This is a genomic window from Methylobacter arcticus, from assembly GCF_050917435.1.
GTDB classification, from domain to species: domain Bacteria; phylum Pseudomonadota; class Gammaproteobacteria; order Methylococcales; family Methylomonadaceae; genus Methylobacter_A; species Methylobacter_A titanis.
The window spans coordinates 414,405-427,979 of sequence record NZ_CP159583.1; the positions used below are offsets into that span (position 1 = coordinate 414,405).

Consider the following 13,575-nt stretch of genomic DNA (forward strand, 5'->3'; position numbering starts at 1 on the left):
AAGTCGCCCCCACAGTTTATGCTTTGTTAATTAATGCCTGAAATGGCGCATGCCGGTAAAGACCATCGCGATATTGTGCTCGTCGGCTGCGGCAATGACTTCATTATCCCGCATCGAGCCGCCGGGCTGAATCACGGCGGTGATACCCGCTTCGGCAGCGGAATCAATGCCGTCCCTGAACGGGAAGAATGCGTCGGAAGCCATCGCCGAACCTGGCACATCCAGGCCCGCATCAACGGCTTTGATGCCTGCGATTTTGGCCGAATAAACCCGGCTCATTTGTCCTGCGCCGACGCCGATAGTCTGGCCGTTTTTGCAGTACACAATCGCATTGGATTTGACGAATTTGGCGACTTTCCAGGCGAACAGCAAATCGGCCAGTTCCTGTTCGCTCGGGGCGCGTTTGCTGACTATTTTGAGGTCGGCGGCGGTTATTTCGCCGATGTCTTTGTCCTGAACCAGCAAGCCGCCGGCAACGCGTTTGAAATCGAGGGAAGCTTGATTGGCATTGTTCCAGGTGCCGCATTCCAACACGCGCACATTTTGTTTTGCCGCCAAAACGGTTTGCGCGGCTGCGCTGATGGACGGTGCAATAATGACTTCGACAAATTGACGCTTGACGATTTCAGCCGCTGTCGGTTCGTCCAGTTCCCGGTTAAACGCGATGATGCCGCCGAATGCCGAGGTCGGGTCGGTTGCATAAGCCTGGTCGTAGGCGGTAAGCAGGTTGTCGGCCTGGGCTACGCCGCAGGGGTTGGCGTGCTTGACGATCACGCAGGTAGGCTGGTCGTTAAACGACTTGACGCATTCCAGCGCGGCATCGGCATCGGCAATGTTGTTGTAGGACAGCTCCTTGCCTTGCAGTTGCTTGGCGGCGGCAATCGTACCGCTAGCCGGTGATTTTTCCCGGTAAAACGCCGCATTTTGATGCGGATTTTCGCCGTAACGCATGCTCTGGTTATGGTAAAACTGCAAATTCAGCGTGTCGGGAAATTGGACGCCGTTATCGCCAGGGAGGGTGTGTATGCCGCAAGCCTGTCGGGAACTGGCGCGGCTAATGTTGCCCAAGTAGGTCGCAATCGCGGTGTCATAACGCGCGGTGTGTTCAAAGCTTTTTAGCGCCAGATTGAAGCGGGTTTGCTGCGCGAGTCCGCTGTTGTTGTTTTTCAGTTCAGCAATAATCGCTGCGTAATCGGCCGGATCGACGATGATCGCGACATCGGCATGATTTTTGGCGGCGGCGCGGATCATGGTCGGGCCGCCGATGTCGATGTTTTCAATGGCGGTGGCAAAATCGCAGTCAGGATTGGCGATAGTCTGTTCAAACGGGTACAGGTTGACCACCACCATATCGATCGGTTTAATGCCGTTCGCGGCCATTACTGCATCATCGATGCCGCGACGCGCCAAAATGCCGCCGTGGACTTTGGGATGCAAGGTTTTGACACGGCCATCCATCATTTCCGGAAAACCGGTGTAATCGGATACTTCGGTCGCCGGAATATGATGTTCAGCCAAGATTTTGGCAGTGCCGCCGGTAGATAGGATTTCGATGCCTAAGTGATCGAGTTCACGGCAAAAATCAACGATACCGGATTTGTCGGATACGCTGATCAGCGCGCGAGTGACTTTTTTGTTCATGCAGGTCTCTTCAATGAAAGGTGAGGGCGATTAAAGCTAGAGCGGATTAAAAATCCGGCTTGCTGGCGTCTTAGGACAGGCCGTAAAATTCCAGTTTTTTGCGCAAGGTGCTGCGGCTCAAACCCAATGCTTTGGCCGCTTTGGTTTGGTTGAAGCCGGAGTGTTCCAGGGTCGCCTGCAATAAAGGTTTTTCGACTTCGCCGATAACCATCGCATGCAGACCCACCGCATCATGACCGTTCAGGTGCAAAAAATACTGCTCCACGGTCTGTTTAACATGTGCAGATAAAGGAATGGCGGCGTTTTTTTTGCTGTCTATGTTGATGATTTCGGCACTTTTTTGGGATGCGTTCATATTATGCAGCACTGTCGGTAGTTAAAAGATTAAATGCCGAATGAATCAGCGCTATTTGTTCGGATGGACATTGTGCCTGGTTGATGTTGATTTTGGTATCCGGAGCCACGGACTCAAGATGCTTAAAATACCAAGCTATATGTTTACGGGCTATTTTAACACCGCTTGCATTGCCGTAGAAGCTATATAGTTTGTCCAAATGACTCATGAGTATGCTGTATATGTCAGTAACTGTTGGTTTTTCAAGGTGTTTACCGTGGTTGATAAAGTGACTTATTTGACTAAATAGCCATGGATTTCCTTGGGCGGCGCGGCCTATCATAATGGCGTCGGCACCGGTGGCCTGGAGTACAAATTGAGCCTGTTCCGGGGTATCAATATCGCCGTTGGCGATAACCGGAATGCTGATGGCTTGTTTCACTTGTTTAACGGTGTCATGTTCGGCTTGACCGTTAAATTTACAGGCTCGGGTTCGGCCATGAATAGTCAACGCGGCAATGCCGGAATTTTCGGCTATTTGGGCTATTTTGGCAGCATTACGGCTGTGTAAATCCCAACCGGTACGGATTTTTAAGGTGACCGGAATATCGACGGCATTAACGACAGCATCCAGTATGCGCTTTACCAGCGCTTCATCTCTCATTAGCGCCGAGCCTGCGGCAACTGAACACACTTTTTTGGCCGGACAACCCATATTAATATCGATGATCTGAGCGCCCCGTTGAGCGTTGAGTCTTGCCGCATCAGCCATAAGTTGAGGGTCGGTGCCCAGAATTTGTACCGAACGTATGCCGGTTTCACCGTCATGATTGGCTTTCAACAGCGTTCTTTTGTGCTGACGTAAAGCCGGATTGGAGGCCACCATTTCAGATACGGCCAAACCTGCACCGAATTGCGTGCACAATTCCCTGAACGGACGGTCGCTGATACCGGCCATAGGTGCCAGAATCAGATTGTTTTTAAGTTGATAAGGGCCAATGTGCATGAGAGATAAAAGGCGAAAGGCGAAAGGCGAAAGGCGAAAGGCGAAAAAATCGTAGCAACGCAGTCAATGCAAATTTTCGCTTGTTCCCACGCAGGAGAGACTGTGAAAGTATGCATATTTAGAAAATAACCACGAAGAACACGGACGACTGCAAGGATGCAGGAGGTAGAGCAACGCAGGAGCAGTTGCCGAGAGCACGAAGTTTTTAATGCCTTGAATTAATGCTGTTATTTTCTCCGTGTCCTTCGTGCTCTCTGTGGTAAATAATTTTTTTCAGCTCGATTTGGATAATACTTTCACAGTCTCAGGAGCGTGGGAACGAGCGTTGCCCCGTCCGGCTATGATGACTTGTGTAGATAGCTATGCCTGCTTAGTAGCGGTGAAAGAAAGGGCTAAGGGAGATTTTTTCGCCTTTCGCCCTTCGCCTAAATCACTTGTTTTCGGCATCATTCCAAATTGGGTTTTCCCGGTCTTCCGCTTCCAATTTAGTAATATCTTCAGGATATAAATGCCAGAACGACTTATCGATGCTGGCATTGTTATAACTTTCTTTTTTCTCGTGGGTGAACGGACACCACCAGTTTTCCACGATCTTGACCATATAGGCATGCCATTCGAATAAGGCAACGCTGTAAGGGCAGTACCAAGTGCAGTTCAGTATCCAGAACAGTTTTGACTGAGCCATGCTGGCTGCGAAAGAGCCTTCCATAGTGATCTGGTTTTTCAGGTTATAACGATGACTGCCGCGGTCAGGGATGAAATCAGCCCAGGTTTTAAGGTTGGTAGCGCCTTCCATGCGCAAGTGATAGTAGGTCAGATAGGCGCTTGCAATCACAAAAGGGAAGGTCAGTAAAGGCAGGTAGATCAAGACCATGCCGATGCCTCTTTGCCAGATGGGAATTTTTTTATGGTTTTTGCCGATTTCAACGCGGCCGGAACAGGAATCGCAGGCTTTCATTATTTTTATATCCTCATTTTTTCTTGGTTAGTAGGGGGGTTATCGTAGGTTTTGTCTTATCCTCATTAAATAACTGATAAATGCTTAGGCAGCCGGCGCAGCAAAATTTTTGCAGACCATCACTCGTGGTCAGGGAAAAACCGGTAATTTCTACCGGTTGCCCGCAAAGTACGCAGGGTTTCTTATCGTTTGCATCGCCCATATAGAAGCCTCATATTTTACAAGCTTGATGAGACAGAACAAAAAAAAGTTTTCAGATATTCGGTCTCGGGAGCGGCCGGGTCGATTGGATGGTCAGGCCCCTGGCCTCCCGCTGCAAAAAACACCAGATGACGATCTATGTGTCGTCCTGAGGAGCGCAAAATCTCATGCAGATTTTCACGGCTCAGGTGATAAGAGCAAGATGCCGAAATCAATACGCCGTTCTTGGCCAATACCTGTAAAGCCAGGTGATTCAAGCGGCGATAGGCTTCGTAGCCTTGTTTGAAATCTTTTTTGCGTTTAATTAAAGCAGGAGGATCCAGTACAATAATATCATAGAGCTGGTTTTCCAAACGAGCTTGCTTTAGAAATTCAAACACATCACTACGCACAAAATGCATTTTGTCCTGAACCTCGTTGAGTGCTGCATTTTCCTTGGCTAATGCCAGCGCATTTTCCGAAGTATCTACGCAAGTGACCTCGGAAGCTCCGGCTAACGCGGCAGGAATGCCCCATGCTCCGGTATAGGAAAATAAATCCAGCACCCGTTGGTCTTTTGCAATACCGGCTAATTGGGCGCGGCTGCTGCGGTGATCGTAAAACCAGCCGGTTTTTTGTCCGCCCAGTATGTCGATTTTAAATTGAGCGCCATTTTCTTCAATGATCAGCGGTTCGGGGAGTTTGCCGTAAGCGAGTTCGGATTCCAGGCTTAAGCCTTCCTGTTGTCGCTGGCTGTTATCGTTTTTCAGGATAATAGCCTCGGGACTCAGCAATTCAATCAGCGCAGTAAACAACGATTCTTTACGCAGTTCGATACCGACGGTAGTTATCTGCACCGACAATACCGAACCGAAACGGTCGATGACCAGACCGGGCAAGCCGTCGCTTTCGCCGAATATCAGGCGATAGTAGGGTTTGTCGAACAGTCGTTCCCGTAGCGCCAGCGCGGTAGTCAAGCGTTCTTTGAAAAAGTTGGCGCCGCATTTTAAGTTGGGTTTTCTGGACAAAAGCCTTGCGCATATCAGGGTTTTCGGGTTGATGTAGGCAGTACCCATTACCTTGCCGTCGTCGCTTTTTACCTGTACCAGATCGCCTGCGCTGAACTGTTCAAGCGGTGAGCGCTTGGTGTCGACTTCGTTGCTGAAAACCCATAGATGGCCTTTGCGCAGACGTTTGTCTTCGTTCTTTTTTAAATAAATTTCTGGATGTGCCATTGTCGTTAAATGAGTTAAAAAGTGTAACCGCCGACTTTTCAGTATGGCGATGTTCAGGCGGATATGCCTTAAGTTGATGCTGATGCGATACTTGGAGAATTCCCGAGAGAGATCATGCTGTCAAGAATCTGCTAGAGTCCTTGGCAGAAATTAGCTTAGCGCTTGATGCCTTCAAGCCTGATCCAGTCTTCCTGTTGTACCGGTGCGTCAAATGCTATGTATGGCCGATAAGCATCCATGACCGATTCGGCTTGTTCATGCAAGATGCCGGATAAAATTAAATGGCTGCCGGGAGCCACCAGCTTGGAAATCTGTTCAACCATGTCGATCAGGGGCTTTGCCAATATATTCGCCAGCACTATGTCAGCATGAAACGGCGTAAATTGTTCGGGCAGGTAACAGCTAATTTTATCTTGTACTTTGTTTTTTAGTGCGTTGCTTTGTGTTGCGGTTATTGCCTGGGGATCGATATCCACCGCATGAGCTTGTTTGGCATCTAATAAGATTGCTGCAACAGCCAGTATGCCTGAGCCGCAACCGTAATCGATGACGGTTTTGCCGGTCAAGTCGTGGCTGGCCAGCCATTCCAGGCATAAAGCGGTGGTCGGATGGGTGCCAGTGCCAAAAGCCAGTCCCGGATCGAGGGTCAGGCAAACTGTCCCGGGCTCATATTGCTCCTGATCGGTCGGGCAAACCCAGAGTTTATCGGCAAATTTCATCGGCTTATAAAATTCCATCCAGGCGCGTTCCCATTCCTGATCCTCTACAACTTCATGGCGCCAGGAGTGTAACTGTTCAGCCTTGAACCGGGCGTAAACCCGGGTTTTGATCAGCTCCGGTTCGGCGTCCAGTTCATACAACGCAATGACTTCGGTATTGCTCCATATTTTGGTTTCGCCGATAGCCGGTTCGTAAACCGGCTCGTCTTCGGCGTCCATGTAGGTGACGGATACAGCGCCAAGATGGTCGAAAAAATCGGCAAGCCGGGGTGCAAGGTCTTCATTGGTGATAACGGAAATTTGGTGCCAGGGCATGATGTAGAAAGTTATGTATAGGGGTGGTCAATTATTCACCACGAAGACCTGAAGTTTTTCGAGGTAAGTTTACTAAAACTCCAGCTTTGTAGGGTACGCTGTGCATACCTTCAGCGTTTAATGGTACGCATGGGTTACTTTTAGGGCTCTATCTGGTTTTGGCATTAAGAAGACCCTCAACCGTTAAACCAATATCTTTTGCAATTTGCCGAAGCAAAATCGGCGATATATCGCGTCCTGCATGAAATGGCACTGTTGTACATCTGCCATCAGGGTGGCGAAACTGCTTGTGCGAACCCCGTTGCCGAAGCTCACTAAACTCCAATATTTCAAGTAATGCAACGACCTCGCGAGGCTTAAGAACGGGCAAGTGTCCCATGCTCAAGCCACAACGATATTTTGGGTGCCGATATATTCGGCTTCCAAAACGGGTTCACCATCCTCAAGTAACATTTCAACAACTTCCCGAAGATTGTTATTGAGTTCATCCAGCGTTTCCGCTTGTGTATGCGCCCCTTGGAATCCGGGAATAAAACCTACATAAAGCCCCGTATCCTGGCATCGCTCAACAATTGCCGTGTAACTCCTCATAGAATTTACTCCTAAATCAGTGAATCAGCCGTGTAAATATATATGCTGGCGTACTTTCGACATTGTTCGTGGTGAACTTAATAAATCCCCAGCTTTTTTTCCAGGTAATGGATATTTTGGCTGCCGACTGCAAAGGCGCTGTCATTCATGATGTCGTGCTGCAAAGGGATATTGGTTTTAATCCCGTCGATGATGATTTCGCTTAACGCGGTGTTCATTCGGGCAATCGCACTCTTGCGGTCTTCGCCGTGGGCAATCAGTTTGCCGATCATCGAGTCGTAGTAAGGCGGGACTTTATAGCCGTTGTAAATATGGGTTTCGCAACGGATGCCGGGGCCTCCGGGCATATGGAACTGGTCAATAGTGCCCGGGCAGGGCATAAAGGTTCTGGGATCTTCAGCGTTTAACCGACATTCAATCGCATGGCCCTGAATTTTCACCTGATCCTGAGTAAGCGACAGTCGTTCGCCCGCAGCAATACGCAGTTGTTCCTTGACGATGTCAAAGCCGGTCACCATTTCGGTAACCGGATGTTCAACCTGTACACGGGTGTTCATTTCAATGAAATAGAACTCGCCTCTTTCATACAAAAATTCAAAAGTGCCCGCACCCAAATAGCCGATATCGACACAGGCTTTGGCGCAACGCTCGCCTATGGCTTTGCGTTGTGCTTCGGTGATGCCCGGCGCCGGGGCTTCTTCGACCACTTTCTGATGGCGGCGTTGCATGGAGCAGTCGCGCTCGCCCAAATGTATCGCGTTGCCGTGCGAGTCGGCCATGACCTGAAACTCGATGTGCCGGGGATCTTCCAGGAACTTTTCCATGTACACCGTGGGATTGCCGAAAGCCGTGCCCGCTTCGGCTTTGGTCATCGAAATGGCGTTTAATAGCGCCGCTTCGGTATGTACCGTGCGCATGCCTCTGCCGCCGCCGCCGCCGGCGGCTTTGATGATAATCGGATAACCGATTTCCTGAGCCAGCTTCAGGTTTTTTTTGTTGTCATCCGACAAGGGGTCATTGTTGCCGGGTACGCAGGGAATTCCGGCGGCCAGCATGGCTTTCTTAGCGGAAATCTTGTCGCCCATTATGCGGATAGTTTCCGCATTCGGGCCGATAAACACAAAACCGCTTTGTTTTACTTTTTCAGCAAAGTCGGCATTTTCGGACAAAAAACCGTAACCGGGATGGATGGCTTCTGCATCGGTCACTTCAGCCGCGCTGATAATAGCCGGAATATTCAAGTAGCTGTCTGCGGATGCGGCAGGGCCTATGCAAACCGATTCATCGGCCAGGCGCACATGCTTTAGATCTCGATCCGCCTCGGAATGCACGGCAACAACCTTGACACCTAATTCTCTGCAAGCGCGTAAAATACGCAGTGCAATCTCGCCTCGATTGGCGATAACGATTTTATCGAACATGAGATTCCCGTTTTTGGTGTTATTCAATGATGAATAAGGGTTGGCCGTATTCGACAGGTTCGGCGTTTTCAACCAGAACTTTAGTGAGGATGCCGTCTTTATCCGACTCAATCTGGTTAAGAATTTTCATCGCCTCAATGATGCACAAGGTATCGCCGACCTGGACGGATTGGCCAACCTCGACGAAAATTTTGGTACCCGGTGAAGCGGAGCGGTAAAAGGTGCCGACCATCGGCGACTTGACCACATGACCGGTGATATTTTCTTCTGCCGAACCAGCGGTTAAAACGGCTATCTCAGGTGCGGCGACAACGGGTGCCGACGCATAGGCAAGCGTTTGAGGTGGTGCAGAATAACGGCTGATACGAATGGATTCTTCGCCCTCTTTGATTTCCAGTTCGGCAATGCCGGATTCTTCGATAATCTCGATGAGTTTTTTTATTTTTCTAATATCCATGGTTTAGTGTCTCTCGGCTAATATCTGATGAGCGGCCAGTAAGGCCAATTCGTACCCTGTTGCGCCTAATCCGCAGATAACGCCTTTGGCAATATCCGAGAAATAGGAATGTTTTCTAAAAGGTTCACGCGCATGAACGTTTGATAAATGAACTTCAATAAAGGGGATCTTGGTTGCCAGCAGCGCGTCGCGAATGGCGACGCTGGTATGGGTAAAGGCTGCCGGATTCATGATGATGAAATCAACGTGGGCATGATAAGCCGCGTGTATCAATTCTACAATGTCGTGTTCTGCGTTATTCTGATGGAAGTTAAGCTGATGCCCCAGATCCACAGCCTTTTGTTCCAGATGTTGCCTAATGTCAGCCAGAGTTTGATTACCGTAAAGACCGGGTTCGCGAATGCCCAATAGGTTTAAATTCGGCCCATTTAGAACGGTAATAGTCGCCATCAATCTGCAAGTCGGTTAGGGTTAAAAAGCATAATTAGCCGCTAATTTTGCCCAATTTGTAAGGTTTTGTCCAGATATTCTATTTTTAGCAAAAGATAGCGACACAATTCAAGCTGTTTGGAGTCGTTACGCACAAGTCAGCGGATTTTAAAAGTTATTTATGCGAAAGTCCGGTTGGGTGGTCTACAAGTATTGTTCATGCTAATGATTGCTTGTGATTTACGCGTTGACAGGTTTTTTTTGCAAGCGTATAAAACCGACACCCGCAACATGTCGATGCGGTTTAACCCAAGAGAAAAACATGAAAGTTCACAAGTTTGTCGGCACACTGGTAGTCACGGCATCGTTGTTCGTGGGGATGATTTCTGTCAATAATGCGGTAGCAGCTGAATCAGAGTATTCGTTTAGTGTGCGTAACAATACCCGGGTCAAGATGACCAAACTGTTGGTATCTGAGGATGGGAAAGATTGGGGTTATTTCGATATTGGCTCAGGTATTGCAGCAGGTAGCAATATTACACTGACTTGGGATTCAAGTACCAACGACGAAGGCTGCGATCAGTATGTTAAAGCCGCCTATGCCGACGGCTCAGAATCCGAAGAGGCTAAGTTCAATTTTTGCGAAGCCGATTTAGAATTGGAGTTTTAAGGATATTGGCCGCGGATGGCTAACGCTTACGCCGTTACTGTCAGTTCAGTAGCGGCGTAATAACGTCCAGTATTTGCTCTTTGGAAAACTCGCCCGGGTGCCGGTTAATGATTTGCCCTTGCCGGTTAACAATAAGGGTATAGGGAACCGCATCGACAGTATTGCCCAATTGATGAGCCAGGGCGATGCCATTGTCTCCACCCAATAAAATCGGATAATTGACTTTGGTGGTGGCGATGTACTCGGAGACTGGTTCCTTATCCTCTAAAGCAATGCCGATAAATTGCACACCTTTGTCGGCATATTGCTGCTGCAAGGCGATAAAATCGGGAATTTCTTTTCGGCAAGGCGGACACCAGGTTGCCCAGAAGTTGATCACCAATACCTTACCCTGCCATTCGGAAATAGTGTGCTGATGGCCGGACAGATCGGGCAGGTTGAATTCGGGTAACGCGCTAGGGCTGATTTTTTCAGCGGGTGGAAAGACATGTCGTGCTGTCATGCCAAAACCCAGCGCAATAAACGCAATAATGATAATCAAGGCTGTTTGCTTCATGATTGGCTACGTTGCAGTGATTTGATAAAGGTTTCGGCATCCTGATAACCGATGATCCGGTGTGCGGTTTTTTCCTGGCTGTCTAAGCCGAAAAACAAAATACTCGGTGGTCCGATCAGCTTGAATTTTGCCAGCAGGGCTTTATCGTCATCGCTATTATTAGTAATATCGACTTGCAGCAGTACATAACCTTCGAGTGCCTGTTTAACGCGTGGATCGGAAAAAGTATACGCTTCCATTTCCTTGCACGAGATACACCAGTCGGCGTAAAAATCCAGCATGACCGGTTGATGATTGGCGGCGGCCTGATTGATTCGGGCTTCCAGGTCTGCCGAGGCGACCCTTTCAAAACTAATGCCCGGTTTTGCGGCTTGCGCGGTAGTCAAACCGAGTCCTTGCAGCGGTTTTAGCGGATTGCTGTTGCCCAGGCTAAAGCCGGTCAACAATAACAATCCGTAAGCCAGCATCATCAGGCCTAAGCCTTTCCACAACTTGCGCCAGCCGGAACTGTTTTCGGGTAGCGGATCGACGGCGCTGAGGTAAATGGCCGGAAATATCAACAGCATCGCCCACAACATCATAATCACCTCGCCCGGCAAAATTCGGCTGAGCATCCACACCGCGACTGCCAGCATGATCACGCCGAATACGGCTTTGGTAGAATTAAGCCAGTTTCCGGCCTTGGGTAACAATTTTCCGGCAGATGCGCCCAGCAACAATAACGGTACGCCCATGCCTAAGCCTAAGAAAAATAAGGCGCTACCGCCTAGCACAGCATCACCGGTCTGGCCGATATAAATCAGCGCACCCGCCAACGGCGCGGCGACACAGGGGCCGACGATCAGCGAGGACAGTGCGCCCATGATAGCAGCGCCCCAGAGTGAACCGTCACGGTGTATTTCGCTGGAATTATGCAGTTTGGCCTGAAATGACTTGGGTAGTTCTAGATGATAAAAGCCGAACATGGACAAGGATAGCACTACAAAAACGGCGCTGAACAGGCCGATAATCCAAGGCTGCTGGAAAGCGGTTTGCAGGTTGCTACCGAACAACGCGGCGAGTATGCCGAATACGGTGTAGGTCAACGCCGAGGCCAGCACATAACTGAGGGACAGTAAAAAGGCGCGCCTCGTAGTAATCCGGTTGCCGTGACCGACGATAATACCCGATAAAATCGGAATCATCGGGAAAATGCACGGGGTTAACGATAGCAACAAACCGAAGCCGAAAAAGCTGAGCAAGGTTATCGGCAAGCTGTCCTTGCGTAAGGATTGTACGATTTCATCTTGTTCGGAAAGCTCCTGCGCTTCAGCTTGTTGAGTTGGCGGTTGTAGCGCAACGGGTAAGGCCAAGTCGATGTTTTTGCTCATCGGCGGATAGCAAACGCCACGGTCGGCGCAGCCCTGATATTTTGCCTGTAGGGTAAGAGTTTGCGCCGATATGTCGGAACGGATAAGCGGCAGGTCGAAGCCGAGTTCGTTGTGAAAGGTTTCAACCAGGCCGAAGGCTTCATCCTGTTTGGGCGCGCCTCGGGGGATGTCGTAATGGCCCAGCTTTACGCCGTCTGCGTTAACCACTTCAAGCTGGATTTTTTCCCGATACAGGTAATAACCATCGGCAATATGCCAGTTAACCTGCAGGGTGTGAGCGTCTTTGACGGTTGCAAAAAACTCGAAAGCCTGATCCGGCGGCAGTAGGTCATCTTCAAACAAATTCAGTTTTATGCCTTGAAAGCCGCTTAACAGTTGTTTCACCGGATCGGCTTTGGCAACCGATGTGGGCAGCTTCAGGTTAAAAGTGGTTTTCTGCGGCGGATAGCAAACGCCCTGGTCGGAACAGCCATGATATTGCACCGACAGTTGCAGCGAAGACGCGCTGTTTTCGACGGTTAAGGCAATCGGGACGTTCAGGATATTGCGGTAAATAACCACATCGCCAAAGTTTTCATCATGCTTATTTTGCCCAGCCGGAAAAGTGGGATCGTCCAAGCGGATTTGCTCGGTTTTGGATTCGAAATGCATTTTGTCGCGGTACAGATAATAACCGTCGGCAATGTCCCAGGCGATTTCAACACGGTCGTGGCTAAGCGCTTTGGCCGAAACCTTGAAGGCCTGGTCGGGTGGCAGAAGATCGTCAGCGCCTAGCGCAAAGGTCGGCTGGCTAAGCAGCGACAGGAAGCAAAGAAAAATTATTTTTTTGAAGAATGGCATGAATCTATCCAATGCAGGTATTCAGGTAATCCGCGCTCAATAGGCGCGGCAATTATTTCAGGCAGTTCGTAAGGGTGATGAGTGCGCAAAGTGCTTTCAATGGTCTGATAGTGGTCTTTATGTGCCTTAATTAGCAGCAGATGTTCCTGGGCGGATTCGATTTTTCCCTCCCATTTGTACAGGGAGGTCATGCCGGGCAAGATGTTGACGCAGGCGGCAATATTGGTTTCAACCAGCAGTCGGGCTATTTTTTCTGCGGTGTCTTTATCCGGGCAAGTGCAGAAGATGATTAGATGGTCAGCAGGCATATTAGCAGTCATTAAAAGCGAGTGTGTCAGATATTATCCTAGAAATTAACCGGAATTGCCCTTATATTGTAACAATGACGATGACTACAACAAGAGAACTTTAGATGAAAATTTTTCAAACATTATTTCTGGTCGTGCTGATTATTTCTTTTGCAGAAATTTATTTGCTGCTGCAGATTGGCGGAATTGTTGGTGTGTTTCCGACCATTTTGCTGGTGGTTTTGACCGCCGTACTGGGGACTTGGCTATTGAGACAGCAAGGCTTTGCCACTTTTCAGCGATTTCAGGAGAGTTTGGCGCAAGGCGTGATGCCTGCTTATGAAATGGTTGAAGGGCCTATTATTCTTGTAGGCGGGGCATTGTTGTTAACACCGGGCTTTATTACCGATTTGATCGGCTTTGCCTGTTTAATTCCGCAGTTACGCAAAAAAATCGCCCAATACGTGATTGAAAATTATCTGGTTCAAGCGGGAGCGCATTTTCAGCAGGAAAAAGCGGCTGAAAATAACGTGTTGGAAGGTGAGTTTCGTAAAGAAGAGTAGGAA

16 protein-coding genes are annotated in these 13,575 nt (G+C 49.1%); 2 read left to right on the plus strand and 14 right to left on the minus strand.

The genetic code is table 11. From position 1 onward, the window contains the following. Positions 1 to 30: 30 nt before the first annotated feature. From purH to aroQ, 11 genes are all read right to left on the minus strand, one after another. Positions 31 to 1,641, minus strand: a complete 1,611-nt coding sequence (purH, locus tag ABXJ76_RS02025; protein ID WP_432743617.1) for a bifunctional phosphoribosylaminoimidazolecarboxamide formyltransferase/IMP cyclohydrolase — start codon at positions 1,639 to 1,641, stop codon at positions 31 to 33. A gap of 70 nt (positions 1,642 to 1,711) precedes the next feature. Further along, positions 1,712 to 1,996, minus strand: a complete 285-nt coding sequence (locus ABXJ76_RS02030; protein WP_340121688.1) for a helix-turn-helix domain-containing protein — start codon at positions 1,994 to 1,996, stop codon at positions 1,712 to 1,714. 1 nt (position 1,997) lies between these two features. Next, on the minus strand, positions 1,998 to 2,981 hold the full coding sequence (dusB, locus tag ABXJ76_RS02035) for a tRNA dihydrouridine synthase DusB (RefSeq protein WP_432743619.1): 984 nt from the start codon (positions 2,979 to 2,981) through the stop codon (positions 1,998 to 2,000). A gap of 430 nt (positions 2,982 to 3,411) precedes the next feature. Continuing rightward, positions 3,412 to 3,939, minus strand: a complete 528-nt coding sequence (locus ABXJ76_RS02040; protein WP_432743621.1) for a hypothetical protein — start codon at positions 3,937 to 3,939, stop codon at positions 3,412 to 3,414. Positions 3,940 to 4,157: 218 nt separating this feature from the next. Then, entirely contained in the window at positions 4,158 to 5,354 is a 1,197-nt protein-coding gene (locus ABXJ76_RS02045; RefSeq protein ID WP_432743623.1) for a class I SAM-dependent rRNA methyltransferase, read from the minus strand. A gap of 155 nt (positions 5,355 to 5,509) precedes the next feature. Then, positions 5,510 to 6,388, minus strand: coding sequence for a 50S ribosomal protein L11 methyltransferase (gene prmA, locus ABXJ76_RS02050; protein ID WP_432743625.1), 879 nt, complete (start codon positions 6,386 to 6,388; stop codon positions 5,510 to 5,512). Positions 6,389 to 6,536: 148 nt separating this feature from the next. Continuing rightward, complete coding sequence (locus ABXJ76_RS02055; RefSeq protein WP_432743627.1) at positions 6,537 to 6,767, minus strand: type II toxin-antitoxin system HicA family toxin; 231 nt, start codon at positions 6,765 to 6,767, stop codon at positions 6,537 to 6,539. Between the two features lie 2 nt (positions 6,768 to 6,769). Beyond that, positions 6,770 to 6,979: a type II toxin-antitoxin system HicB family antitoxin gene (locus ABXJ76_RS02060; RefSeq protein WP_432743629.1), complete on the minus strand. Its 210-nt coding sequence runs from the start codon at positions 6,977 to 6,979 to the stop codon at positions 6,770 to 6,772. A 77-nt stretch (positions 6,980 to 7,056) separates the two neighbouring features. Continuing rightward, positions 7,057 to 8,400, minus strand: a complete 1,344-nt coding sequence (accC, locus tag ABXJ76_RS02065) for an acetyl-CoA carboxylase biotin carboxylase subunit (protein ID WP_432743631.1) — start codon at positions 8,398 to 8,400, stop codon at positions 7,057 to 7,059. A gap of 19 nt (positions 8,401 to 8,419) precedes the next feature. Beyond that, positions 8,420 to 8,857, minus strand: a complete 438-nt coding sequence (gene accB / locus ABXJ76_RS02070; protein ID WP_432743633.1) for an acetyl-CoA carboxylase biotin carboxyl carrier protein — start codon at positions 8,855 to 8,857, stop codon at positions 8,420 to 8,422. A gap of 3 nt (positions 8,858 to 8,860) precedes the next feature. Then, positions 8,861 to 9,307, minus strand: coding sequence for a type II 3-dehydroquinate dehydratase (gene aroQ / locus ABXJ76_RS02075; protein WP_432743635.1), 447 nt, complete (start codon positions 9,305 to 9,307; stop codon positions 8,861 to 8,863). A 301-nt stretch (positions 9,308 to 9,608) separates the two neighbouring features. Here aroQ and ABXJ76_RS02080 point away from each other — a divergent pair, with 301 nt between their 5' ends. Next, positions 9,609 to 9,956 carry a hypothetical protein gene (locus ABXJ76_RS02080; RefSeq protein WP_432743637.1) on the plus strand — a complete coding sequence of 116 codons (348 nt, stop codon included), beginning with the start codon at positions 9,609 to 9,611 and terminating at the stop codon, positions 9,954 to 9,956. 40 nt (positions 9,957 to 9,996) lie between these two features. Here ABXJ76_RS02080 and ABXJ76_RS02085 read toward each other — a convergent pair whose 3' ends face one another. The 3 genes from ABXJ76_RS02085 to cutA are packed head-to-tail and all read right to left on the minus strand — an operon-like array spanning position 9,997 to position 13,042. After that, positions 9,997 to 10,512, minus strand: coding sequence for a TlpA family protein disulfide reductase (locus ABXJ76_RS02085; protein WP_432743640.1), 516 nt, complete (start codon positions 10,510 to 10,512; stop codon positions 9,997 to 9,999). Beyond that, entirely contained in the window at positions 10,509 to 12,722 is a 2,214-nt protein-coding gene (locus tag ABXJ76_RS02090) for a protein-disulfide reductase DsbD (RefSeq protein WP_432743642.1), read from the minus strand. Before ABXJ76_RS02090 ends, ABXJ76_RS02085 begins: the two co-directional genes overlap by 4 nt. Then, complete coding sequence (gene cutA, locus ABXJ76_RS02095; protein WP_432743644.1) at positions 12,701 to 13,042, minus strand: divalent-cation tolerance protein CutA; 342 nt, start codon at positions 13,040 to 13,042, stop codon at positions 12,701 to 12,703. Before cutA ends, ABXJ76_RS02090 begins: the two co-directional genes overlap by 22 nt. A 92-nt stretch (positions 13,043 to 13,134) precedes the next feature. On the opposite strand from cutA, the gene ABXJ76_RS02100 reads away from it, so the two are divergent. Further along, positions 13,135 to 13,572: an FxsA family protein gene (locus tag ABXJ76_RS02100; protein WP_432743645.1), complete on the plus strand. Its 438-nt coding sequence runs from the start codon at positions 13,135 to 13,137 to the stop codon at positions 13,570 to 13,572. Positions 13,573 to 13,575: the final 3 nt, after the last annotated feature.